The organism is Leifsonia sp. NPDC058248 (genome assembly GCF_042881905.1).
In the GTDB taxonomy this organism is placed as follows: Bacteria; Actinomycetota; Actinomycetes; order Actinomycetales; family Microbacteriaceae; genus Leifsonia.
This window is the reverse complement of sequence record NZ_JBHVXB010000001.1, coordinates 286,378-308,913: the sequence shown is the minus strand read 5'-3', so window position 1 is coordinate 308,913 and position 22,536 is coordinate 286,378. Positions and strand designations below refer to the sequence as shown.

The window sequence follows — 22,536 nt, the reverse complement described above, 5'->3', positions numbered from 1 at the left end:
TGCGGGCCTGCGAGTCACTTGATCGCCCCTGCTGCCATGCCGCGCTCGAACTGCCGCTGAAGAGCGATGTAGGCGATGATCGTCGGGATCGCGGTGATCACCGATGCCGCGAGGATCTTCGGCGTGTCGTCGTTGTACTGCCTCCTGAAGAACTCGGGCAGCTGCGTCACCACGCCCATCCCGTCGTCGATGAGGAAGACCTTCGGAAGCAGATACGAATTCCAGGCGTAGATGAGCACGAGGACCATCAGCGCGACCGCGATCGGGCGCGAGAGGGGCACCAGGATGGACCAGAAGATCCGCCAGGTGTTGGCACCGTCGATCCGGGCGGCCTCGAACACGGCGTCGGGGATGCCGTCCACATAGCCGCGCGCGATGAGCACGGTGAAAGGGATCTGCAAAGCCGCGATCGGAAGGATCACGGACCAGTAGGTGCCGAGCAGTCCCAGCCGAACCGCCGTGGTGTAGAGGGGCGCGATGAGCACGACCTCGGGGAGCGTCAACGCCGCCATCATCAGCCAGAAGTAGACCTCCTTGCCTCGCACGCGCAGCTTCGAGAAGGCGAAGGACGCCATCAGCGTCGCGAGGTAGACGATGACGATGGATGCCCCCGCGATGACGATGGTGTTCAGGAAGAACTTCGGGAATCCGGGCACCTGGACGACAGCGAGATAGTTTCCCCACCCAGCGCCCTCGAAGCTCGTCTGCAGCATCGCGATGAGCGGCACCACGAAGGGGACCACCGCGACCGTGAGCACGAGCTGCAGGAGCATCCGGGAACGGCGGGACCTGGTTTCAAACATCGGCGGTCTCCTTGCGACGGCGCTTGGTGAGTTTCACGCGCTCACGGCCTCTCAGCTGCATGCCGATGGACACCGCGACGGCGATCACCAGGACGAGTATCGAGAGCGCGGAGGCGTATCCGAGGTTCCTGTCGGTGCTGGCGGTCTCGGCGTAGATCATGGTGCCGAGGAATTCGGACGAGTGCGCCGGTCCGCCTTGCGTGATCAGCCACGGATTGTCGAAGAGTTTGAGCGCGGTGATGAAGTTGAGGATGGCGAGCGACACGATGATCGGCCGCAGGGTCGGGAGCACGATCGAGAACAGCACGCGGAAGTTGCCGGCGCCGTCCAGGCGACCCGCTTCGATCAGTTCCGGATCGATCTGCGACATGCCCGCGTAGAGAAGGATGAAGCCGTAGCCGATCGCACCCCAGCAGCCGACCAGCGTCACGACCAGCAACGAGGTCGTCGACTGGCCGATCCATGACTGCTCGAGCCCCGACAGGCCGAACCAGCCGAGGATGTGGTTGATGGTCCCGTCGCTCTGCCAGACCTCGATGTGCGCCGGCGCGAGGGTGGCAGGCGCGACCACGACGGGGATGACGACGAGGACTTTGTAGACGTTCGCGAAGCGCACCTTCGAGTGCATCGCCGCCGCGAACAGCGTGCCGCCTGCGACCTGGATGACGAACACGACCACGAAGTAGATGAGCGTGTTCCGCAGAGACGTCCAGAGAACAGGGTCCTGCAGGGCGGTGATGTAGTTGCCCAGTCCGACCGGGGTCATGAGAGCCCGGCCACCTGGCCAATCGAAGAACGAGAGGTACCCCGAGTAGATGATGCTGTAGTAGATCAGACCGACCGAGATGACGAACGCCGGAAGGATCCAGCGGAACCCGCCCGGCAGGAGGCGAGCGCGCCGGTTGGGGCGCCCGCCTCCCTGCAGAGCAGGTGTCGGTCGGTCGGATCCGACGATGCGATCGGTATCGATCATGATCAGTACGTCGATCCGTTTCCTGTTGGTTGTGCGGCTACTTCGTGCCGACGGTGCTGGCCACGGAGGCGGCCTGCTGGTCGTCGGCGATGCTCTGGAGCGACTTGTTCACCGACGGGTCGAGCACCTGCTGAATGGCGACCACGATGGCGTCGAGCGACTTCTCCGTGGTCTGCCACTGCCGGGTCTCGGTCGTGTCGGCGCTGTCCTTGATCAGCGCCTCGATCGCGGGGCGCTGAACCGAGTCGTCGACGAGCTTGATCGACGACCAGTCCGGAGCCACGCCCTTGAGCGTCGGCAGCAGGTCGAGCGCGTTGGCGACGTTCTGCTGCCCCTTGTCGTTCAAGGTCATCCACGCGACGAAGGTCTTCGCAGGTCCGATGTTCTTCGACCCCGAGTTGATCGCCAGGCCGTAGTCCGCCTCACCGAAGTAGGTGGACTTGTTCCCCGCTCCGGCGACATCCGGGAACTGGGCCGGCAGCTGAACGAAGCACGTCGGGTTGCTGACTCCCGCCGCCTCCATTGAGGTCTTGCAGGATTCGGCCCCCGCGTATTGCGTGTACCAGAAGCCCATCTGGACCATCGCCGCGTCGCCCTTCATGAACTGGTTGTTCGCGAGGGGGTACTGCGGCCCGTCGAGGGCGTTGGAGGCGATGATGCCGTCGGCCTTCATCTTCTTGATGATCTCCAGCACCTTCACGCCGGTGGCGTCGTTCCATTTCGCCTTGCCGGTCGCCGCCTTGATGAAGTAGTCCGGCTCGACCGTGTTGGCGATCGAGTGGTACATCTCGGTCGGGAAGGTGTCTTTTCCGCCGGCGCCCATCGTGAAGCACGTCTTGCCGATGGCCGTGACCTTCTTGCAGGTGTCGACCCACGACGTGTAGTCGGTCGGAACCTCGGCTCCCGCCTTGTCGAGGATGTCCTTGTTGTACCAGAGGAACCCGGCCGACATCCCGCCGAGCGGGAGCGACACGAATCGACCGTCGGAGCTCGTCAGCTGCTTGACGTAGCTGCCGCCGATCTTGTCCTCCCACCCCGAACCGAGAGTGTCCTTCGCAAGGGACGTCAGGTCGAGCGCGTACGGGCCCCAGGTGTCCGGGGAGCCGCCCGCTGGCGACAGATCGAACACGTCCGGTCCTTTGCCCGAATCGAGTGCCGGTGTGATCGTGTTCCGATAGTCGACGTTCTCGAAGTTCTTGTAGGTGACCTTGATGTCGGGGTATTGCTTGTTGAATTCGGCGATGTAGTGCTCGGCCACCGGCGTGTCAGGCGTGTAGCCCCACCAGGTGACCGCCCCGGACTTGGCCGGCTTGACGTCTGAGCTCTCGCCGCCGGAAGGGCCGGTGCAGCCTGTGATCGCCAGGGCGGCGGCAGCAGCCACCGCCGCTGCGATTGCGAACCGCTTACGCATCATGTGATTCCTCCACCTCGTTGTGCTGATCGGTGAACGAGCGACGACTGCGAACGCTTTCGATGTGACCGTCGGCCGGTCGGGTTGTGGCGCTCGTTCGGGGCGAGCATACCCAGGGTGACCGCATCCAAGCAAGAGTTAAAACCTTTTTGTCATAAAGTTGTTCTTTGTGGCTATAGTGGGCGCTGATCTCCCACATTCACAGGGCCAGTCACTTAGTTGCGCATGTTGAGATAGTCGGCAATGGTGACGCGCTCCGACTGTTGGGTGCCGCTTCAACGTAGAAAGGACCCTCCCCTTGGCCATCGAATCCGTCCTCCTGAATGTGCATGACATCGAGCGATCCGTGCAGTTCTACCGACGTCATCTCGACGCGGTCGTCCTCGACTCCGGCGAGAACCGGGCCGAGCTGGACCTCGTGACCGCCCGCCTGCTGCTCACCCGCATCGACTCGCCTGCGGAGTCGACCTGGATCGGGGACGACCTCCAGCGCGGCTTCCGCCACGTCGGCTTCAAGGTCGGCGATCTCGACGCCCGGGTGGCAGCGCTGCACGAGGCGCACGTGCCGTTCCACCTGGAGCCGATTCACGCCGAGGGGGATGTGCGGATCACGTTCTTCTACGACCCGGACGGCACGCTCCTCGAACTCGTCGAGGGTCCGCTCCAGTACCACGAGGTCTACGATCGCGCCGCGGTCGACCAGGACTGGGCGCTCGGCACACCCGACAGGCCGCGCTTCGACCACGTCGCCACAACGGTCGACGACCTGGATGCGACCAAGGCGCACTTCGCCGAGCTCGGCTACGTGCTCATGTCCGGGATCCACCAGCCGAGCGACGACCGCGGGTTCGAGATCAACTTCCTCCGTTCAGGCGACAGCTCGCTCGAAGTGTTCACGTACGGCCTCGCCGACAAGGAGCAGCGCGCGCCGCAGCTCGACGCGACGGGCTTCGTCGCGGTCGAGTTCCACGGCACGACAGCTCCGGGGGCCGCGATCGGCACCGCACTCGGCCGTGAGGTCTATGCGGACCCCGACGGCCTGCACTACCTGATCGCGAAGCCGTGACCGGCGCGTCGTCGCTTCGCCCGCTCGGCGCGACGGGAATCGAGGTGAGCACCGTGACACTCGGCGGCGCACCCCTCGGCAGCATGCCGGAGAACTTCGGGTACGAGGTCGCGGAGGCCGACGCGATCGCACTGGTCGGCGAGGTGCTGCGTAGCGGCATCCGCACGATCGACACCTCCAACGGCTACTCGGACGGTCGCAGCGAGGAGCGGATCGGCCGCGCGATCGGCGAGTTCGGCGGCCTGCCCGCCGACGTGACGGTGATCACCAAAGTGGATGCCCACGCCGACGACTACAGCGGCGAGCGCGTGCGCCGGTCGCTCGCCGAGAGCCGCAACAGACTGGGCATCGCACCGCTCCCCCTCGTGCACCTGCACGACCCGGAGTTCCACGACTTCGAGGCCATGACGGCACGGGGCGGCGCGGTCGAAGCTCTGGTCGAGGCGAAGGAGCGAGGCGAGATCGGGCACCTCGGACTCGCCGGAGGCGATGTCCATGAGATGCGCCGCTACCTCGACCTCGGCGTGTTCGAGGTGCTGCTCGTCCACAACCGGTGGACGCTCGTCGACCGCAGCGCCGGCCCTCTTCTCGAGCGCGCCGCCGAACTCGGCGTCGGCATCGTCAATGCGGCCGTGCTCGGCGGCGGCATCCTCGCCGACGAGAGCGGGCGCTCGACGACCTACGGCTATCGGCGCGCATCGCCGGAGACGCTGCACTCCATCGCCCGGATGCGGGAGGTCTGCCGGCGCTGGGACACCACATTGGCGACTGCCGCCATCCGGTTCTCGACCCGCGATCCGCGGATCGCCAGCACCATCGTCGGGATCAGCCGTCCTGCGCGCATCCAGCCGACGCTGGAGGCTGCCACGCTCGACCGGCCCGACCGGTTCTGGGACGAGCTCGAGGAGCTCGTCCCAGAACCTGAGCACTGGCTCGACGCGCAGTCCGCGCGCTGAGCATCCGACCACGCACCCACCTTCGAAATCGAGGTCCATATGCCACTCGTCCGAATCGACATGCACTCGCCGCTGGCCGGGCTCCGGCCGCAGCTGAGCGCCGCGATCCACTCCTCCCTGGTCGACGGCTGGGGGATGCCCGCCGACGACCTGTTCCAGATCTTCCAGCTGCACGAGCAAGGCGACCTGTTCTACAGCCGGACCTTCCCGGATGCGGATCGCACGGATATCGTCTTCATCAGCATCCTCGCCTACAACGGCTACTCCCCCGAGATCAAGCAACGCGGCGCCGAACTGATCGTGGAACGCCTCGCAGCCCTCGGCATCAAGCGCGACAACATCCTCATCTCCATCCACGAGAACGGCGACGGGGATTGGCTCGCCCCGTCCAAGGAGAACTGACCATGCGTCGAAGCGACCTTCCGCACGGCTTCGTCATCGGCGCCGCCACGGCCTCCTATCAGATCGAGGGAGCGACCCGCGAGGACGGCCGCGGCGACAGCATCTGGGACACGTTCGCCCGAGTGCCGGGCGCCATCGCCGACGGCAGCACCGGCGATGTGGCCGACGACCACTACCACCGGGCAGCGGAGGACGTCGCGCTGATGGCCGATCTCGGATTCGACGCCTACCGGTTCTCGATCGCCTGGCCGCGCATCCAGGCCGACGGGACAGGAGCACCGAACCTGGACGGCATCGACTTCTACCGGAGACTGGCCGAATCGCTCCTCGAGCGCGGCATCACACCCTGGGCGACGCTCTACCACTGGGATCTGCCGCAGGCGCTCGAAGATCGCGGCGGCTGGCTCGAACGCGACACCGCCCTCCGTTTCGCCGACTACGCCGCACGCGTGAGCGATCGACTCGGCGACCTCGTCACGGACTGGATCACCCTCAACGAACCCTGGTGCTCCTCGTTCCTCGGCTACGCCAGCGGCCACCACGCGCCCGGCCGCACGCTCGGCTCCCGGTCGTCTCACGCCGCCCACCACCTGCTCCTCGGCCACGGCCTCGCGCTGGAGGCGCTTCGTTCCGGGATGCCCGAAGCGCGGGTGGGCACGACCCTCAACCTGTACTCGGTGAGGCCCGCGAGCGATTCGGACGCCGACCGTGACGCGGCGCGCCGGATCGACGGATTGAGCAACCGCCTCTTCCTGGACCCGGTGCTGCGCGGCAGCTATCCGGCCGACGTGCTCGACGACCTCGGGGAGACCTCCTGGTTCGCCGAGCACGCCACCGAGGAGGATCTGCGGCTGATCTCCGCGCCGATCGACTTCCTCGGCATCAACTACTACAGCCGCCACACGGTGGCCGCCGGCGACGACTCCGGTGCGACGCCGAGCGCGTATCCCGGCAGCGAGCAGGTGCAGTTCGTCACGACCGGTGCTCCCGTGACGCAGATGGGCTGGGAGATCCATCCGGATGGCCTGACGGACGTGCTGCGCATGGCGAACGAGCTCGCGCCGGAGCTCCCGCTCTACATCACGGAGAACGGGGCGGCGTATGAGGATCACGTCGACCTGAACGGGGAGATCGTCGACACGGAACGAGTCGACTACCTCCGGCTGCACTTCGAAGCCGCGCGTGAGGCGATCCGGCTCGGGCTGCCCCTCCAGGGGTACTTCCTGTGGACGCTGATGGACAACTTCGAATGGGCCTGGGGCTACTCGCGCAGATTCGGGATCGTGTACGTCGACTACGAGACGCAGCAGCGCATCCCGAAGCAGAGCGCCCGCTGGATCTCCGAATTCCTCGGGACCGACGCCGACGCTCTGCAGGCGCAAGGGCTAGCATGACCGGCACCGCACATCTCGAGAGGAACACCCCAATGCCCGCGCTGACCGACACGTTCACGCTCTCCAACGACGTCAGGATCCCGAAAATCGGCTTCGGCACCTGGCAGATCCCCGACGGTCCTGTGACCTATGACTCGGTGCGCGCGGCGCTCGACGCCGGCTACCGGCACATCGACACGGCGCGCGCCTACGGCAATGAGGCGAGCGTCGGCCGTGCCGTCCGCGACAGCGGCATCCCGCGCGACGAGATCTTCATCACGACCAAATGCCCGGCCGAGGTCAAGGATGCGGCGGGCGCGCACCACGCGTTCGAACGGTCCACAGCTGCTTTGGACCTCGGGACGATCGACCTCTACCTCATCCACGCGCCCTGGCCCTGGAACGCGATCGGCAGCGACCACCGCGCCGGAAACATCGAAGTCTGGAAGGTGTTCGAAGAGCTCTACCAGGCCGGCCGCACACGCTCCATCGGCGTCAGCAACTTCGAGGTGGACGACCTGGAGTCGCTGACCGCAGCGACGAGCGTCGTTCCCCACGCGAACCAGATCCGCTGGTTCGTCGGCAGCACGCAGCCTGAGACGACCGCGTACTGCCACGACCGCGACATCCTCGTCGAAGGCTATTCGCCGCTCGCCACGGGTCGCCTGCTCGGCAACCGCGACATCGCGGCCATCGCTGAGAAGTACGGCAAGTCGGTGGCGCAGGTGAGCATCCGGTACCTGCTGCAGAAGGACGTTCTGCCGCTGCCCAAGTCGACCACGCCGACCCGCATCGTCGAGAACGCCGACGTCGACTTCGAGCTGGCGCCGGAGGACGTGGCGGCGCTGGACGCGCTGCACACCGGCCGCCACTGAGGCGCGTAGCCCGGGTCCGGAAGCTAACGTGACCGGTATGACCAACGTTGCCGGCGACCAGCCTCCTTCAGCGCTCGACCTCCGGGGCCGGCTCGCGCTCGTCAGTGGCGCCGGCAGCGCGACGGGAATCGGGATGGCCGCTGCGCGCGCACTCGGGAGCATGGGTGCGCGCGTCGCCATCACGGCCACGACGGAGCGCATCCACGAACGGGCGGCCGAGCTCCGGCGTGCCGGCATCGACGCGACATCCTTCGTCGCGCGGCTGGACACCGAGAACGCCGTCCAGCGGCTCGGCAACGAGCTCGACGCGGCGTCTCTTGAGCCCGCGATCCTCGTGAACAACGCGGGAATGGTGAGCGTGACCGATCCGGGCATGCCGTCGGGCGACGTCACGAGCGGGCTCGCGGACTGGACGAAGAGCCTCGACATCAACCTGACGTCCACCTTTCTGCTGACCCGTCTGGTCATCCCCGCGATGCGTGCCGCGCACTGGGGCCGCATCGTCAACGTGTCCAGCATCACGGGAGCGGTGATGGCCGCCCGAGCCGACGTGGCGTACGCCGCCGCGAAAGCCGGAGTCGTCGGGCTGACCCGGGCGCTCGCCGTCGACGAAGCGGGCAACGGGATCACAGCGAACGCTGTCGCACCCGGATGGATCGCAACCGGCTCCCAACTCGCGAGCGAAGCCGAGGAAGGGTACCTGGTGCCAATGCGACGCAGCGGAACGGCCGACGAGGTGGCCTCCGCGATCGCCTGGCTGGCCTCGCCCGGCTCCTCCTACGTCACCGGGCAGGTGATCTCGGTCGACGGCGGCAACAGCGTCGCCGAGAACCGGGTCCCCGCGCCGCGGTGACTCGCCGCGGGTTGCGTCGGCGTCGGAGGCCGCGGTTCACTACAACACGAGGAGCGAACCGGTGTCCGGATCCGCGTGGTTCGCGACCGGATCAGCGCTGCACGAGCGCGCCCGCGCCGCAAGAATGGGGTGCATGAGGCACGAGCCGGAGTTCTCAGCTCCGGCGACGTGGACCAGGCAGATGGAGGAACGACAGTGGATGCTGAGCAGACGACCTCGGATGCGCGCCGCACGATGATGGCGCTTCGAGCTCACCGACGCGGTGGGTATGAGCAGCTCGTGTACGAGGAAGCACCTCGACCGGTGCCCGGCGCGGGGGAGATCTGTGTCGCCGTTCGGGCAGCCTCCATCACGTTCGCCGAACTGACGTGGCCCGAGACCTGGGAATCCGACGGCGCCGACCGAACGCCGGTGATCCCGTCGCACGAGTTCGCGGGCGTGGTCGTCGAGGTCGGCCCGGGGGTGACCGATCTGGCCGTCGGCGACGCGGTATTCGGGCTCGTGCCGTTCAATCGCAACGGCGCCGCGGCTGAGTTCGTCGTCGTCCCGGAAGAATTCGTCGCCCGCAAAGGGCCGACCGTCTCGGACGCTGAAGCGGCCGCCGCCGCCCTGCCTGCCTTGACGGCTTGGGAGGCGTTGAACGACCAGCTGAACGTGACCGCCGGTCAGCGCATCCTGATCAGAGGCGGAACCGGCGGGGTCGGGGCCTTCCTCACGCAGTTCGCGCACCGGCTGGGCGCCGAGGTCACGGTGACGGTGACGTCGGTGGCTGCTGAGGATCGCGCGAGGCGCCTCGGCGCCGACCACGTCATCGTGGCCGGTTCCGAATCGGATGCGCGCAACCGAGGGGCCTTCGACGCTGCGATCGACGCCGTGGGCGCCGACCTGCCGGAATGGCTGTACGCCTCGGTCCGCCCGGGCGGTCGAGTGGTCGCGCTCCAGGAGCCCCCGAGCCGGGAACTGGCCGACGAATACGGTGTGACCGCGAGCTTCTTCGTCGTGCGCGTGGATCGCGCACGGCTGGAGGAGCTGGCCGGCCTTCTCGCCGCCGGGCAGATCGAGGCGGCGATCGCTCAGACGTTCCCGCTGTCCGACGGTCGGGCGGCCTACGCGAGTGGCGCACTCCCGAAGCCCGCGCCGGGCAAGACGATCGTGCTCGTCAGCTAGCCCGGCCTTCCAGCTCCACCCGCCGTGCCGTGCGGAAGCGACGCTGGAAGGCAGCCGGTGTCATGCCCAGCTCGCGCGCGAAGACCCTGCGCAGACTCTCGTAGCTGGGGAATCCTGCGCGATCCGCCGACTGGGTGGCCGTGTAGCCCTGGTCCAAGAACGCCTTGGCGATGTCGAGCCGGATCGATTCGACATAGTGGGCAGGTGTCGTCGACAGCTCGTCGCGGAACAGACGCGTGAGATGCCGTGGGCTGAGGTTCAAGGACTCTGCGAGGTCTGCGAGGGAGTGGCGTGCCGTGGGATCGGCCGTGACGAGATCGACGACGTGCCGTAGCGCGGGCGTACGCGGTGCTGAACCCTGCAGGGGCGCCGAGAACTGCGACTGGCCGCCCGACCGCTGGAGGTAGACGACGAGCGCGCGCGCAACCTCCCGGGTGAGGTCGGGCCCGTGGTCCTCTTCGACGAGCGCGAGGGCGAGATCGATGCCGGCGCTCACCCCTGCCGAGGTGTAGACGGAGCCGTCGCGGACGAAGATCGCATCCGGCTCGACGTGCGTGTCCGGGTATTTCGAGGCCAGGGTGTGAGCGACCTTCCAGTGCGTGGTGGCGCGTTTGCCGTCGAGAAGGCCGGCGGCGGCCAGGATGAACGCTCCCGTACAGATCGAGGCGACCCGCCGGGCGCCCGGCGCGACGGCGGCTACCGTATCGATGAGGTCTCGTGGCACTGCGGTTCGCGGATAGATGTCACCACCGGCGATGAGGAAGGTGCGCGGCTCCGGTCGGAAGTCCGGACCGCCGTCCACTGCGATCCGGATGCCGACCGAGGTGGTGACGTCTGCGCCGGTCGGGGACAGCAGGACCACCCGATAGTCGGCGCCGAGCAGGTTGGCCTCCGCGAAGACGTCGGCGGGGCCGGCGACGTCGAGCAGCTTGACCCCGTCGTACACCAGGATCGCGACCACGTGGCTGCCGCTGCCGGTCACTCGAGCTTGCGCGCGGGTGTCCTCATACGGGTGGTTCATGACCTGGCCGAGGTGGCGTCGACCGGTCGCGCATCGGCAGTGTGGAAGTCGGACGATTCATCCGAGTGCACCCCGCCGACACCCGAAGGTGAGTACTTCATGTCTGAGATTATCGCAGGAGTCGAGGTCTCCCAGAGCTCCGCAGCCGCGGAAGCGCAGTCCACGCGAACCTCCCAGACTCACGATACATCGTGTTCGAATGATGCCCCGGACAGACCCCGACCGCGAGATCCGGGGCGGCGAACGAGTTGCAGTGCTCGGCGGCGCGATCGCAATGCTCGGCCTGCTGCTCGTGCCGCTGCCCGGACCGGGCTGGCTCATCGTCTTCCTCGGCCTCGCGATCAGTTCACATGGGCCAAGCGACTTGCGGCATTCACGAAGCGGCAGCTGGCCAGTTTCTGGCAATGGTGGCAAACCCGCCGTGCTGCGAAGTCAGCAGACGCTGACTGACCACGTCGGGCGGCGGGTTCCAGCGTGCGCCGGACTGTGTCGAATCTGCCGCGGACTACTTCGCAACCCTGGCACTGAATCCGGGGGACCGCCGCCCTACTCGCAGCTGAAACAGCCAGACCCAACGGTGAGCGTCACGATCGGCTCCCAGTCGTCCTCGTCCACTCTCTCCCACTCGACGCTGGACTCGACAATTTCACTTCCTTCGAGGACCCCCAGCTCCCCGCCCTACGTTGCACGCCTTCTTCAGGAACCGGCGTTATGGCATCCGGAATGTTGGGTCTTCATAGTGGGAGGCATACTCGGAGCCTTCGCACGAGCCTCTCGGGAGTAACTACCTATGATTCACGTTCAACGAGGGCGGGATTCCAGCACGACGGCCCCGCCGATTCGACATCGAAGGCGTCGAATCGGTGCCGCTGGCGTAGCCGCTGCCCTGGTTATCACTGATGGAGTGATGGTCACAGCGCCAGCTGTACATGCCGCCGGTGTAGCCCCTGATGGCTACCAGCAAATCACCGGGTGGACGCCAGACGACACTACGTCTTCCGTAGTACTCGATCTCCCCGGTAGTCGAGGCGAGCGCTGCAGTCGCACCGAGGCCCGCAAATGTGACATCACGTTCTTCGACCGTGTGGTCACCGACGGGCTCTCCCGCCTGAAGGCCTGAAGGCCTGAACCAACGATCCACCTTCATGCTCCGGGGTCTCCCCCGTGAACATCGACCACCAAACAGATAGGCACAACTATGTCCACCATGGAATTTGCAGGAAAGAAGCTCGTCGTCGTCGGCGGCACAAGCGGGATGGGATACGCCACGGCCGAGCGAGTAGTGAAGGGCGGGGGTGAAGTTGTGATCGTCGGACGCGATACGCAGAAAACCGCCGCTGCCGTCGACGCGTTGAGTCAACACGGATCGGTTGAAGGAATCTCCGCCGATCTCTCTGACCCCGAAGCTGTCACCCGCCTCCGGGAAGAACTGACCACCGAGCACGCTGATACGACACTTCTCGTGAACTCAGCCGGAGTCTTCGCGCCCCAGAAGTTCCTTGACCACACTGAGTCCGACTACGATCGCTACCTCGGACTCAACCGGGCCACCTATTTCATCACGCAGACGATCGTCACTAATATGATCGCGGCCGGCAACGGCGGCTCCATCGTCAACATTGGGTCCATGTGGGCACATCAGGCTATAGCTGCCACCCCGTCTTCCGCATATTCCATGGCGAAGGCGGGCCTCCACTCGCTGACTCAGCACCTCTCGATGGAACTCGCCGCCCACAGAATTCGGGTGAACGCCGTTGCCCCTGCGGTAGTGCGTACCCCGATCTACGAGGGATTCATTCCCAAAGATGAGGTGGATGCAGCGATAACAGGCTTCGACTCCTTCCACCCCATCGGCAGGGTTGGAACGCCCGACGATATCGCCACCGTCGTGGCTGTTCTCCTCTCCGAATCGGCAGGATGGGTGACCGGCGCCATCTGGAATGCCGATGGCGGCGTAATGGCGGGACGGAACTAGCGCGTGTCTCCTCGATCCGAGTGCTGATGCTGTGGAGACCCGCATCGGATACCCGCCCACCATCCAGTCGCGCAACCTCCCAGACTCACGATATATCGTGTTCGAATGATGCCCCGGACAGACCCCGACCGCGAGATCGAGGTGGCACGGCTCCCTCCGCGACGGTTGCGGCCAGAGTGCCTGACACGACCGTTGTAGAGGCGATCGGGGCTGAGACGTTCCAGAGAGCGAGACTCGTGTCGGTCAGGGCCAGAACCGAGCCGAGCGCAACCGTGAGCGTGAGGATGACGCGCACGATCCCGCTCCTGGAGGGCCGCGGCGGTTCCTCATTGCCGCGGCCCCCGTTCAGCGAGAATGACACCGGCAGGTGGCTCACTGTGATAGCCAGGGGATCAGGGGGTGACCTGCTGAAGGACGAATTGCATTCCGCCGAGTTGAACGGTCTGGCCTTGCGCTACGGTGCCGGTGACCGAATCCGGCGGGAACGTCGCAGTTACCGTCACGGGAGCGGTGATCGGGGTGGCCGAGTTCGGATCGGTCGGTGAGACGTCGTACACGTTCGGCTGTCCGGCGACGGGCGTCAGGGTGCCACCTGTGACAGTCCCGAAGCTGAGGCCGATCTGGAGCGCTGCCAGCAACTCGGGATCACCGGTGATGGAGGCGGGGTCGATGGTCACCTGCGAATGCAGGTTGTCGCCCTGCGCAACGATCGACACCTGGGCGGTGTACGTGTCCGAATCGCCAGGAACCCATTGTTGGATGGGTTGCGTCCAGGCACCCCCGGTCTCGGCGATCGTCAGAACACCGGAGTCGATGTTGCCGGCGTCGACGTTCGCGGCGTCGTTCCATAGCGCAAGCGAACCGGACGTTCCGATCAGCAGGATCAGGCCGCATCCCGCAGCTACGAGACCCGTTGTCAACTTCTTCATGTGGCTTCTCCATTCGTGGCTTCGGGCCGGCTCAGCCTGTGCGACCCGCTTCATAGCTCAGACAACGGATGGCGGCCGAAATCACGCCGCTACACCCACGAGTTCGGAGAAACCATCCCGCGCACTACCGTCAGCACAACCGGTCCACCGCCGGTTCCAGCCGGGCTCAAGGGTCGCTGACCTTCCGCGCCGGAGTGCCTGATCGATAGACGCGATCAGTTCGCGCCTCACGATGAAGTTGCATCAGCTTGCGGTTGAGTATGTCGAGAGCCTTGGATATCGCCGCAGAATTCGTGCGGTCTATCCCATCGACGAACCTGTTGACTTCGTCAACCGCGGTGAAGACTTCGAGTTCCCCAATGCTCTTCGGATCCGCAAGGGTGCCGGCCAGGAGGACCATGACGACCTGATGTCTGGCCTCGCCCAAAGCCACGGCTTGCTCCCACAGTTCGCTCAATCGATCCTCCATCCCGTCACACGATCCCCTTTGGGACCGACTGAAAGCCGCCCGGAAAGCTCGAGGTCTGAACCCCCGATCAAGCATGCCGACGATATAGACATCGAGAAGGCGTGAAACGATTTATCGGCACTGATGGGAAGGTGACTGATCGGCAATCAGTCACGACCCAACATGCCTTCGACCAGCTCGGACGGCGTGACCTGGTGGTGTGCAGCCCGGCGGTTCAACTCCTTACAGGCGCGGCGGGTCAGGGCCAGTTCGACCCAGACGGGGTCCGAAAGGTCAGCCGGTTCCGGCAGCGGCAGCCTGAGCAATGACGTAGCCATGAGCAGGTCAGCGTTATCCGCCGGAACGATGACGATCCCATCCCTGCTCCTTCGGGCGATGATGTGTCCGCGGAAGATGAGCTTGAGGATTTCGTGGTCCGATGCCTGCAACAGGTAGCCGGTCTGGTGAATGGAGAGCTGCTCGGGAAGCTTCGCGATGTATTCGCCGACGATTACCCGCCGGAGCGTGTTCGAGGCTCGCCGGACCTGCTCAGCTGACACGCGTCCGATTGTTTCTGACATCTTCTCCCACCTCGCCGCTGCGATCGTTTCGTGAAGCATCGAGCTCTTCGCTTTCCGGTGCCCACACCTTAAGGACCGATTCCGGGGACGTTTGTAACGTGGGATACAGCGGCAAGTCACTGACGGGATGCACAGGAATTCGTTCTCGACGACTCCACTGGTGCGGCAACGACCCTCAGTCTGCGCAAACCGGGGGAACACCCCTGACAGCCGCCCGACAGCGGCGGCGACGGCCGCGGAGCGCCCACGGGTACTACCGCAAGCTGCCGATAGTCCGTGCTCGGTAGTAGTACGGGCGGTCGATTCCGCAATTGCCGCAGATGAGTACGAATTGGGGACCGGCACGCGCGGCGATGATTGCTGGGAACGCGGCGAAGGAGCCGCAGCGTGGACAAGCGTTTTCGGCGACCACCTGAAGGCTGGGATTGACGACCATCCGCGAACTCCTACACGGGGGAGTTGACTGTGCCGAGGGACTTCGGCCGGCACTCCCCATGCATGGTTAGACGCGTGCATCGGACCATCAATAACGTTCCGGTCCCACTTTCAAGGCCAGCCCAGCATCGGCCGTGTCGGTCGTCTCAGGATTGAGGCGGCGAGTAAACCGCCCGGTCGACGATGAAGCTCGACTCGACGGGGCGCACCTCGACGCCACCGCCCTGCTGCGTGATCGGGTTGCGTCGCGCGACCTCCAGCGCAGCATCCGGATCGGAGGCCTCGATCACGTAGACGCCCGACACGGTGTCCTTGGTGTCGACGAAGGGACCGTCAGTGATTCCATCCCCGCGGATCGAGGTGGCCGCCGTGGCGACCGGATGCAGCGCGAACGCGGCGACCATGGCGCCCGACTCGATGAGCTCATCCGCGTACCGGCCGTGCGCGTCGCGCTCCTCGGCGGAGAGGGTATCGCTGTCGGCGGGGTTCGGTGCATAGATCAGGACCAGGTACTGCGCCATGGATTCTCCCCTTCGGAGGCCGGCCCCTACGCCGGCGGGATGTTCTGGTTGATGTGGAAGATGTTATCGGGGTCGTACTGAGCCTTCACCCTCGCGAGCCGCTCATAGTTGCCACGGTACGACGCTTTGACCCGGTCGGCGCCCTCGTCCATCAAGAAGTTGATGTAGCCGCCGCCGGCCGACGTGGGGTGCAATTCTTCCCAGTAGTCGCGGGTCCACGTCGAGATGAGTTCCGCGTTGTCCGGGTCGGGATCGACGCCGACGATGACACCGGCCCAGCCGCCGTCGCGGTAGGCGAACGCGGTGGCGTCCTCGGGAACCCGGCTCACGGCGCCGTCGATGGGGTACAGGTGCATCGAGGATTGCTCGGTCGGCAATTGTGCGCCGTACTTGACGTGCACGTCGATCGCCGCGTCGGTGATCTCGTTGAAGAAGTCGGCCCGCCAATACCACTGCAACCCGGAGGGGTAGATGGCGTCGAACGCGCCCTGCAGCATGTTGTACGGCATGGGCTGGAGACCGACGAGCAACGGCGACCCGTAGCCGGTGATCGGCCCGAGCAGCTCATCGGCGCGATCCGGCGAGCCTGTATAGCACCAGATGATCGCGCACGACTTCCGGCCCCACAGCTCTTCGGGGAACGGCGGCCCCGGCGGGATGGTGAGCAGCCCGAGCCAGCCGTTCAGCTCCTCCGGGAGGGATGGCAGCAACTCCCGGTACCAGCGCATCACCTCGGCGGTGTCGGCGAAGTCGTAGAGCACCGGTCCACCGATGATCGTGCCATTGTCGCCGATGTCGTGGCAGCGGAACGTGAATGACGTAACGACCCCGAAGTTACCGCCACCGCCGCGCAGAGCCCAGAACAGGTCGCTGTTGTCGGTGTCGCTCGCGACCACGAGGGTTCCGTCGGCGAGGACCACGTCGGCAGCGAGGAGGTTGTCGACGGTGAGGCCGAAGCGACGCGCGAGGTAGCCGATTCCGCCGCCGAGCGTCAGTCCGCCGACCCCCGTCGAGGAGATGATCCCCGAAGGGGTGGCCATCCCGTACGCGACGGTCGCCGCGTCGACTTCAGCCCACGTGCATCCCCCATCGACGCGGACCGTGTGCGCCTGAGGATCGACCGTGATGGTGCGCAACGATGAGAGATCGATGACGAGGGCATCGTCCCAGATCCCGAGCCCGCCGGCATTGTGTCCGCCGCCCCGCACCGAGATGTCCAGGCCGTGCTCGCGTCCGAAGCGAACGCACGCGATCACATCGGCGACGTCCTGGCATTGGGCGATCGCGGCCGGCCGCTTATCGATCATGGCGTTGTACACGGCACGGGCCGTGTCGAAGTCCGGATGATCGGGTGTCGTCAGGCTCCCGCTCAACTCGGCTGCAAGCTGTGCGAACGGCGCGTCGACGGCGCCGCGTGAGGTCATAGTCATTTCAGTCTCCTTGAATCAACCGTTCGATAGTGGGCGCACGACTGCGCAGGCTCTCGTGCATTCGCCTCCCCCGGGCGACCATCGAAAGAGAAGAGCGCACTGCCGTGACCGGCCCGGATGCTACATCGCTTCGGTCAGGCAGATGAAGTTGCCTTCGGTGTCCTTGAACCACGCGGCCTTGCTGCCGCCGAGGGTGGCCACTCCGTTCTCGGTCTTCAAACCGGGGAAGTCGTAGTCCTCGAATGTGACGCCACGGCCGCGCAACTGCGCCATGTCGCTGTCGAACGCGTCGCTGAGAAAACACATCTGGGTGTTCTGCGCGGTTCCGGCATTGGTCGTCTCGTAGATCTCGAAAGACGAGCCGGCGTTCAGGCGATAGATGAGGTTGCCGTTCTCTTCGGCATCCGGATCGAATCCGAGAGCATTGTGATAGAAGTCCTGTGCGCGTTTGAGATCGGATGCGGGCAGCACTGCGTGCGCTTCTTTGAGCATGGGGAACGCCTCCTCGGGCGTGGGTTCAGCGGTGGCGGAAGCATCCCGTCCAGGACGCGACAGCGGCCGCGTCGTGCCGAATGACGGCAACGTAGTGCTTCCGAGGGTGGGAGCTCGGCCGCGCGAACGCAATCTGCCGGTGTGTGGCCGCTTCTCCTCGTCCGTCCGATCCGGGTCTCCCGGACGACAGGCGCTGACGAACCAATCGATGGTGTCACTCTACGCCGCACGGGCCCGGTCGCCGCGGTGCAGTTCGGGAGTCGCGGCCGAACGGTATCTTGCTGAGTGCGGATAGTGGGAAGAGGTGATGGGTTTGGCCAGGCAAGAACGAGCAGAGGAAACCCGTCGGGTCATCCTCGATGCTGCCGCAGCTGAGTTCGACGAGGTCGGTTTCGACGCTGCCCGTCTGGATCGGATCATCGCGCGAACCCGCCTGTCGAAAGGTGCCGTCTACTTTCATTTCGCATCGAAGCTCGATCTCGCTGCCGAGCTCGTGGCCGGGAAGTATACGAACTGGCCGGTGCTCATCGCCGAGGTGACCAGCACCGGGTTACGCGGAATCGACGCCGCGACGGAGATCACCAGACGCGTCGGTCAGCAATTCGTGACTGACGTGAGAGTGCGAGCGGCGATGCGACTTTCTCAGACGGTTCTGCCTCCAGCCGTCGAAGAGAACCCGTATGACAGATGGATCGAGTTGATCGCCGGCTTCGTTCAGCAAGGAATCGAAGACGGAGACCTGGATCCGGCCACGCATTCACGAGATGTCGCGACTGTCGCCGTCCAAGGTTTCTTCGGCGCGTACATGATCGGTCACGAATTGGGACGGCTCGAGACCCTGAATGACGATGTCGAACGCCTCTGGGCGCTCGTCGCCTCAAGCGCCAAGTCACGCTAGACGATAAGAACAGACCCTGTGGTATGTTTGCGACAGCGAAGGGGGAGCGATGGGGGCAGCTGTCAGTCGACAGACGCGGGGGCGGTGGGGGATGTGCATCGGGGGGCTTGCGGCGTTGTTGGCGCTGGCTGGATGCTCGTCGTCCACCGCCGCGGCGGTGAAACCCACGCCGACCCCGACACAGCTCGCCGTCACGGTTCCGATGCCGGACCTCGGGCCGTCACCTGCTCCCGCACCTCAGACCCCTGCCCGGACGGAACAGCTCCGGCAGCAAGACGCTGACCAGGCCTGGCAGCAAGTCCTGCTTCAGTACCCGTCAGCCGTTCGACCACAGGTGACGTTCGAGGGGTACACCAGCCCGGCGACCGCAATGGACGTTCTCAAAGGCTGCTACACCGAGCAGGGGGTGCCGTTCGGATATGGCTACCCCGCTGGCGCCGAAAAGGGCGACAGGCCGACCTCCGTGGGAGCCGAGGCCGACGACGAGCACGAGGCGATCGGACTATATGTCTGCTCGGTCGGACACCCGGGCAGGCCCAATTCTCCGCTGACTCCTCAGCAGCTCGGCTGGTCGTACGACTACTTCACCAGGTTCCTGGTGCCGTGCTACGAGGCGAACGGAATCGTCGTTCCGCCGGCACCTTCACGCGCCGACTTCATCGCGAAGTGGCCGCATCAGAACTGGTTCCCCACCGCCGGCGGCATCGCCGACCCCGACAAGGCGGCTGCAGTGGCGAAGGCCTGCCCGCCGCTGAAGTGAGCAACGCACCCACCGACGGGTCCGCGGCGCCCCACAGTCGCTACGGCTACTGGCTGCTCGCATCGATCCGGTCGCGCTCTTCATCGACGTGTGGCTCGGCGCGGTCCGTCACATGCAGAGGGCGGATGCGCGGGCGAAGTAGGCCCGCACGGCCGGGGTCAGGTCGGCTCCCGCCGTCTTGGCTTCCGCTGCGATCGCGTTCCAGAGCGAGGTCAGCTCAGCGCGTTCGGGTGGCGTGCGCTTCGGCACGCAGCGGGTTTGGATGGCCGAGCCGAAGTCGTGGATGTCCGCCGGGATCACGCCTGCCCCACGGGTGCTGTCGGCATAGCCCCCGGCATCGCGCAGACTCGAGTCCACGAGCGCCCACAGCTGCGCGAGCGGCGCATCCTGGGGTGTCACCGAGCCGTCGGCGGCGGGTGTCTCACCGGGTCGGGCGGCCGGTTCGAACTGCTCGGGATCGTGTAGCGCACCGGCGTGACAGACGGCTCGAGCGCGGTGGACCCGGTCGCCGAGCATCCGGCCAGCGCCAGGACCGTCAGAGTCAGCGTGATACCGACTGTTGCGCGTCTCATCTTCCCCCCAAGTGGGCGCGGCGATCCGCGGGCCCGTCGCGATCCTGCCGCACCGGAGTCGGCGACGTCAAGGAGGGGAATCTTCTGCCGGGATCGCGGTAGACCGTGTTGTATGCTCGGGCGGGGGAAAGGTGGGCCAGTGGCGGGAAACGTCGGTCATAACGGGCAACTCACGCACAGGCACCGGCTGGTGGCCGCCGCCGGAGTCGCGGTCACGGTCCTCGCCGTCCTCACCGGCTGCGCGCTCTTCGGCGGCGCCGGCCACCCCTCGCCGGCACGCACTCGGCACGCCACCCCGACCCCATCCCCGACGCCGTCGGCCATCAGACCCGGCGTCGCCATCGGCTCGGCGACACCGACGCCGGTGATCACGCCCACCCCGATCCCGACCATCACGTCGGTCCCGAAGGGCACTGTCGTGGCCGAGGGCGATGTCGCCTCACCGAAGGGCAGCATCCACTTCCACTACCGGATGATCGCCGACGGCGACAACACGTACACCGCCGAGTACTCCCATTTCACATCGACCGTGCCCGTGCCGGTGTCCGTCACGCTCATCGACATCCCACCGAGAGTGGGTGACGGGCTGACCTACCACGGCATCGGCGATCATCCACTGGGCGGCCCGACCCGGTCGACCGCTCCGGCGTCGTCGGCATCCCTCGACCTCGGCCAGCCGTCGTATCTGAGCACCCTCGTGACATACTCGTCGGTGGCCTCTGCCGACGGCGTCCCGGTGGAGCTCGGGCCGAACAAGGTGCTCGCCGTCGACACCGTGCACTGGTCGGTCCCGGTCCGGCAGTCGAACGTGCACCCGGTCGACAGCGGCGCCCGGCAGTTCGCCGCCGGATCGGTTACCTCGAGAACCGCCGGCGGCGCACCGAGGGGTTACCTCGTCGCCCAAGGCGACACCACGACGATCGTCGCCCAGAGGTTCGGGATCTCGGTCGAAGACCTCATCTGGCTGAACCCGGACCTGCCGGGCGACGGCGGCAACCAGTACCTGTACACGTCGACGAAACTGAACCTGGACCCCGACAGCCTCTGACCTGCGACAACCCGGCTCAGCTCACGATCTTGCCGAACACCTCGTTGAACGCCTCGGTGGAGCTGGGGTGGGTGTAGATGGCGTTGCGGAGTTCGGTCGCGGTGACGTTCTGCCGGATCGCCAGGGCGACGGTGTTGATGAGTTCCTGCGGCCGCCCAGGAGGGGGAAGGAACCGCAGCGATCCTCTCGTCGCTGTGCAGTGTTCTCCTCACGAACGGTCGCCGGTGTCGCCGCCGAAGTCGGCTACGCGTCGGAGTCGGCTTTCGCCCGGGCCTTCCGGAGGGAAGCCGGATCGACCCCGGCACGGTTCCGGCGTTCGGTTGCGGCCGGAACCTGACCCGCGGCTCAGGCCGCGGGGGCGAGCAGACCGCCCCGGATGACGCTGCCGTGGAAGGTGCGGATCGCAACCGTCGCCCACGCGCCCACGAGAACCACGAAGGCGGCCACCGCGAACACTTGGAGGACGACCGAACCCGTGTGGAGGGCGAGTCCGGTGATGCCGGTCACGCAGGTTCCGATCGGGAAGGTGAACGACCACCACGTCAGCGAGAACGGCAGCCTCTCCCGCGCCGTGCGGATGGTGATCGCCGTTGCGAGCGCCGCCCAGAGCAGCGCGAACCCGAGCACCGGGACGCCGAAGATCACGCCGAAGAGCTGCAGGGCCTCCGCCCACGGACCGGGCACGACGAGGTGGGCGTTGCCGCCGAGCAGGTTGGCCGCGGTGATCGACTGCCCGAGCGGCCCGAGCACGATCCACAGCGTCGGCACCGCGGCGGCGGCCCCGACCTTGTAGCGGGCGAGGCGGCCCCAGATCAACGTGATCACGATCAGGGAGGCCAGCAGGCTCAGCCCGAACATCGCGTAGCAGGCGAGCATCAGAGTCAGGCGCGCCTGCCCTGCGGGCACGAACGGGATGAGCAGCGCACCGGTCGCCGCGGAGACCATCGGTGGGACCACGGGCATCAGCCAGCCGCCGAAGGCCGAATCGTCCGATGTCGCGAGCTTCGTGAAGGTGAGGTACGGGACGGCGACCGCGCTGAGCAGACCGAGCGCGGTCCCTGCGACCCAGAGCGCGGCATCCACCATCACCGCAGCCGGCAGGCCGATGACGTTCTGCCCGAGGAGCAGCGTTCCGGCGCCGACGGTCAGCATGGCCATCGGCGGCGCACCGTAGAAGTGCGCCATCACCGGGTTCGTGTGGTGCGAGCGCGCGGTCTGCGGATACCGGATCCAGTGCGCTGCGGTCGCGACCAGCAGGCCCACGAGCAGCAGCGCGGCGAGCATCCAGATCAGCATTGCGGGAACGTGCAGGATGGGCGCCACCAGCGGCAGGGTCGCGGCCGCGTTGGCGACGATGCCGGTGCCCATCACCGAGGCGAACCAGTTGGGCGTGATGTTCGACACCGCAAGCCCCGGATGCGAGAGCTCGCGCACGAAGAACCGCCGCGCAGGCGGGCGGGCGGTCGGGACTGTGGTCGCGTTCATGTCTTCGATCGTCGCAACAGTGCTCGGAGCGCGCGAGAGGGATACGGTTGTGGGGTCACAAC

The 22,536-nt window shown here is 66.2% G+C and carries 26 protein-coding genes; 13 read left to right on the top strand and 13 right to left on the bottom strand.

Features of this window, described 5'->3' with window-relative positions:
* Positions 1-14: 14 nt before the first annotated feature.
* Genes ACFVV5_RS01680 through ACFVV5_RS01670 form a run of 3 tightly spaced genes read right to left on the bottom strand, consistent with a single transcriptional unit; the run spans position 15 to position 3,190 of the window.
* On the bottom strand, positions 15-803 hold the full coding sequence (locus ACFVV5_RS01680) for a carbohydrate ABC transporter permease (RefSeq protein ID WP_387237967.1): 789 nt from the start codon (positions 801-803) through the stop codon (positions 15-17).
* The gene (locus ACFVV5_RS01675; protein ID WP_387237964.1) at positions 796-1,776 is read right to left on the bottom strand and encodes a carbohydrate ABC transporter permease; all 981 of its coding nucleotides are present in this window, start codon (positions 1,774-1,776) and stop codon (positions 796-798) included. Before ACFVV5_RS01675 ends, ACFVV5_RS01680 begins: the two co-directional genes overlap by 8 nt.
* 37 nt (positions 1,777-1,813) lie before the next feature.
* On the bottom strand, positions 1,814-3,190 hold the full coding sequence (locus ACFVV5_RS01670) for an ABC transporter substrate-binding protein (protein WP_387237961.1): 1,377 nt from the start codon (positions 3,188-3,190) through the stop codon (positions 1,814-1,816).
* A 295-nt stretch (positions 3,191-3,485) separates the two neighbouring features.
* Here ACFVV5_RS01670 and ACFVV5_RS01665 point away from each other — a divergent pair, with 295 nt between their 5' ends.
* The 7 genes from ACFVV5_RS01665 to ACFVV5_RS01635 all read left to right on the top strand — a co-directional run bounded on the left by ACFVV5_RS01665 (position 3,486) and on the right by ACFVV5_RS01635 (position 9,879).
* Complete coding sequence (locus ACFVV5_RS01665) at positions 3,486-4,253, top strand: VOC family protein (protein ID WP_387237958.1); 768 nt, start codon at positions 3,486-3,488, stop codon at positions 4,251-4,253.
* 44 nt (positions 4,254-4,297) lie between these two features.
* Positions 4,298-5,209: an aldo/keto reductase gene (locus tag ACFVV5_RS01660; RefSeq protein WP_387237954.1), complete on the top strand. Its 912-nt coding sequence runs from the start codon at positions 4,298-4,300 to the stop codon at positions 5,207-5,209.
* A gap of 39 nt (positions 5,210-5,248) precedes the next feature.
* A complete protein-coding gene (locus ACFVV5_RS01655; protein ID WP_387237951.1) occupies positions 5,249-5,611 on the top strand; it encodes a tautomerase family protein in 363 nt (120 codons plus the stop codon).
* A gap of 2 nt (positions 5,612-5,613) precedes the next feature.
* Positions 5,614-7,005 (top strand): GH1 family beta-glucosidase, encoded by a 1,392-nt coding sequence (locus ACFVV5_RS01650; protein WP_387237948.1) that lies wholly within the window; start codon positions 5,614-5,616, stop codon positions 7,003-7,005.
* 32 nt (positions 7,006-7,037) lie between these two features.
* Positions 7,038-7,859 (top strand): aldo/keto reductase, encoded by an 822-nt coding sequence (locus ACFVV5_RS01645; RefSeq protein WP_387237945.1) that lies wholly within the window; start codon positions 7,038-7,040, stop codon positions 7,857-7,859.
* 37 nt (positions 7,860-7,896) lie between these two features.
* Complete coding sequence (locus ACFVV5_RS01640) at positions 7,897-8,712, top strand: SDR family NAD(P)-dependent oxidoreductase (RefSeq protein ID WP_387237942.1); 816 nt, start codon at positions 7,897-7,899, stop codon at positions 8,710-8,712.
* A 195-nt stretch (positions 8,713-8,907) separates the two neighbouring features.
* The gene (locus tag ACFVV5_RS01635; protein ID WP_387237939.1) at positions 8,908-9,879 is read left to right on the top strand and encodes an NADP-dependent oxidoreductase; all 972 of its coding nucleotides are present in this window, start codon (positions 8,908-8,910) and stop codon (positions 9,877-9,879) included.
* On the opposite strand, the gene ACFVV5_RS01630 is transcribed toward ACFVV5_RS01635, so the two are convergent.
* Positions 9,872-10,900: a GlxA family transcriptional regulator gene (locus ACFVV5_RS01630; protein WP_387237936.1), complete on the bottom strand. Its 1,029-nt coding sequence runs from the start codon at positions 10,898-10,900 to the stop codon at positions 9,872-9,874. The two genes, ACFVV5_RS01635 and ACFVV5_RS01630, sit on opposite strands and share 8 nt — an antisense overlap.
* Between ACFVV5_RS01630 and ACFVV5_RS01625 the strand changes: the two genes are divergently transcribed.
* Together ACFVV5_RS01625 and ACFVV5_RS01620 are read left to right on the top strand one after the other, a co-directional pair.
* Positions 10,899-11,684, top strand: a complete 786-nt coding sequence (locus tag ACFVV5_RS01625) for a PGPGW domain-containing protein (RefSeq protein WP_387237933.1) — start codon at positions 10,899-10,901, stop codon at positions 11,682-11,684. The genes ACFVV5_RS01630 and ACFVV5_RS01625 overlap by 2 nt on opposite strands.
* Before the next feature lie 414 nt (positions 11,685-12,098).
* Entirely contained in the window at positions 12,099-12,875 is a 777-nt protein-coding gene (locus tag ACFVV5_RS01620; RefSeq protein ID WP_387237930.1) for an SDR family NAD(P)-dependent oxidoreductase, read from the top strand.
* A 392-nt stretch (positions 12,876-13,267) separates the two neighbouring features.
* On the opposite strand, the gene ACFVV5_RS01615 is transcribed toward ACFVV5_RS01620, so the two are convergent.
* The 6 genes from ACFVV5_RS01615 to ACFVV5_RS01590 form a co-directional block, all read right to left on the bottom strand.
* Entirely contained in the window at positions 13,268-13,804 is a 537-nt protein-coding gene (locus tag ACFVV5_RS01615) for an alternate-type signal peptide domain-containing protein (protein ID WP_387237927.1), read from the bottom strand.
* 166 nt (positions 13,805-13,970) lie between these two features.
* Positions 13,971-14,261, bottom strand: coding sequence for a hypothetical protein (locus ACFVV5_RS01610; RefSeq protein ID WP_387237924.1), 291 nt, complete (start codon positions 14,259-14,261; stop codon positions 13,971-13,973).
* A 158-nt stretch (positions 14,262-14,419) separates the two neighbouring features.
* Positions 14,420-14,812, bottom strand: a complete 393-nt coding sequence (locus ACFVV5_RS01605; RefSeq protein ID WP_387237921.1) for a hypothetical protein — start codon at positions 14,810-14,812, stop codon at positions 14,420-14,422.
* 602 nt (positions 14,813-15,414) lie between these two features.
* Positions 15,415-15,789: a YciI family protein gene (locus tag ACFVV5_RS01600; RefSeq protein ID WP_387237918.1), complete on the bottom strand. Its 375-nt coding sequence runs from the start codon at positions 15,787-15,789 to the stop codon at positions 15,415-15,417.
* A gap of 26 nt (positions 15,790-15,815) precedes the next feature.
* Positions 15,816-17,219 (bottom strand): FAD-binding oxidoreductase, encoded by a 1,404-nt coding sequence (locus ACFVV5_RS01595; RefSeq protein ID WP_387237915.1) that lies wholly within the window; start codon positions 17,217-17,219, stop codon positions 15,816-15,818.
* 120 nt (positions 17,220-17,339) lie between these two features.
* A complete protein-coding gene (locus ACFVV5_RS01590) occupies positions 17,340-17,711 on the bottom strand; it encodes a VOC family protein (RefSeq protein WP_387237912.1) in 372 nt (123 codons plus the stop codon).
* A gap of 307 nt (positions 17,712-18,018) precedes the next feature.
* Here ACFVV5_RS01590 and ACFVV5_RS01585 point away from each other — a divergent pair, with 307 nt between their 5' ends.
* Together ACFVV5_RS01585 and ACFVV5_RS01580 are read left to right on the top strand one after the other, a co-directional pair.
* On the top strand, positions 18,019-18,609 hold the full coding sequence (locus ACFVV5_RS01585; RefSeq protein WP_387237909.1) for a ScbR family autoregulator-binding transcription factor: 591 nt from the start codon (positions 18,019-18,021) through the stop codon (positions 18,607-18,609).
* Positions 18,610-18,979: 370 nt separating this feature from the next.
* Positions 18,980-19,369, top strand: coding sequence for a hypothetical protein (locus tag ACFVV5_RS01580; RefSeq protein WP_387237906.1), 390 nt, complete (start codon positions 18,980-18,982; stop codon positions 19,367-19,369).
* A 108-nt stretch (positions 19,370-19,477) separates the two neighbouring features.
* Here the strand turns inward: ACFVV5_RS01580 and ACFVV5_RS01575 are convergent, their stop codons facing one another.
* Complete coding sequence (locus ACFVV5_RS01575) at positions 19,478-19,885, bottom strand: hypothetical protein (protein WP_387237903.1); 408 nt, start codon at positions 19,883-19,885, stop codon at positions 19,478-19,480.
* A 246-nt stretch (positions 19,886-20,131) separates the two neighbouring features.
* Here ACFVV5_RS01575 and ACFVV5_RS01570 point away from each other — a divergent pair, with 246 nt between their 5' ends.
* Positions 20,132-20,989: a LysM peptidoglycan-binding domain-containing protein gene (locus ACFVV5_RS01570; protein ID WP_387237900.1), complete on the top strand. Its 858-nt coding sequence runs from the start codon at positions 20,132-20,134 to the stop codon at positions 20,987-20,989.
* A 16-nt stretch (positions 20,990-21,005) separates the two neighbouring features.
* Here the strand turns inward: ACFVV5_RS01570 and ACFVV5_RS01565 are convergent, their stop codons facing one another.
* A complete protein-coding gene (locus ACFVV5_RS01565; protein ID WP_387238790.1) occupies positions 21,006-21,128 on the bottom strand; it encodes a hypothetical protein in 123 nt (40 codons plus the stop codon).
* 60 nt (positions 21,129-21,188) lie between these two features.
* Here ACFVV5_RS01565 and ACFVV5_RS01560 point away from each other — a divergent pair, with 60 nt between their 5' ends.
* Positions 21,189-21,326, top strand: a complete 138-nt coding sequence (locus ACFVV5_RS01560; RefSeq protein WP_387237897.1) for a helix-turn-helix domain-containing protein — start codon at positions 21,189-21,191, stop codon at positions 21,324-21,326.
* 8 nt (positions 21,327-21,334) lie between these two features.
* On the opposite strand, the gene ACFVV5_RS01555 is transcribed toward ACFVV5_RS01560, so the two are convergent.
* Positions 21,335-22,474, bottom strand: coding sequence for a TDT family transporter (locus ACFVV5_RS01555; protein ID WP_387237894.1), 1,140 nt, complete (start codon positions 22,472-22,474; stop codon positions 21,335-21,337).
* Positions 22,475-22,536: the final 62 nt, after the last annotated feature.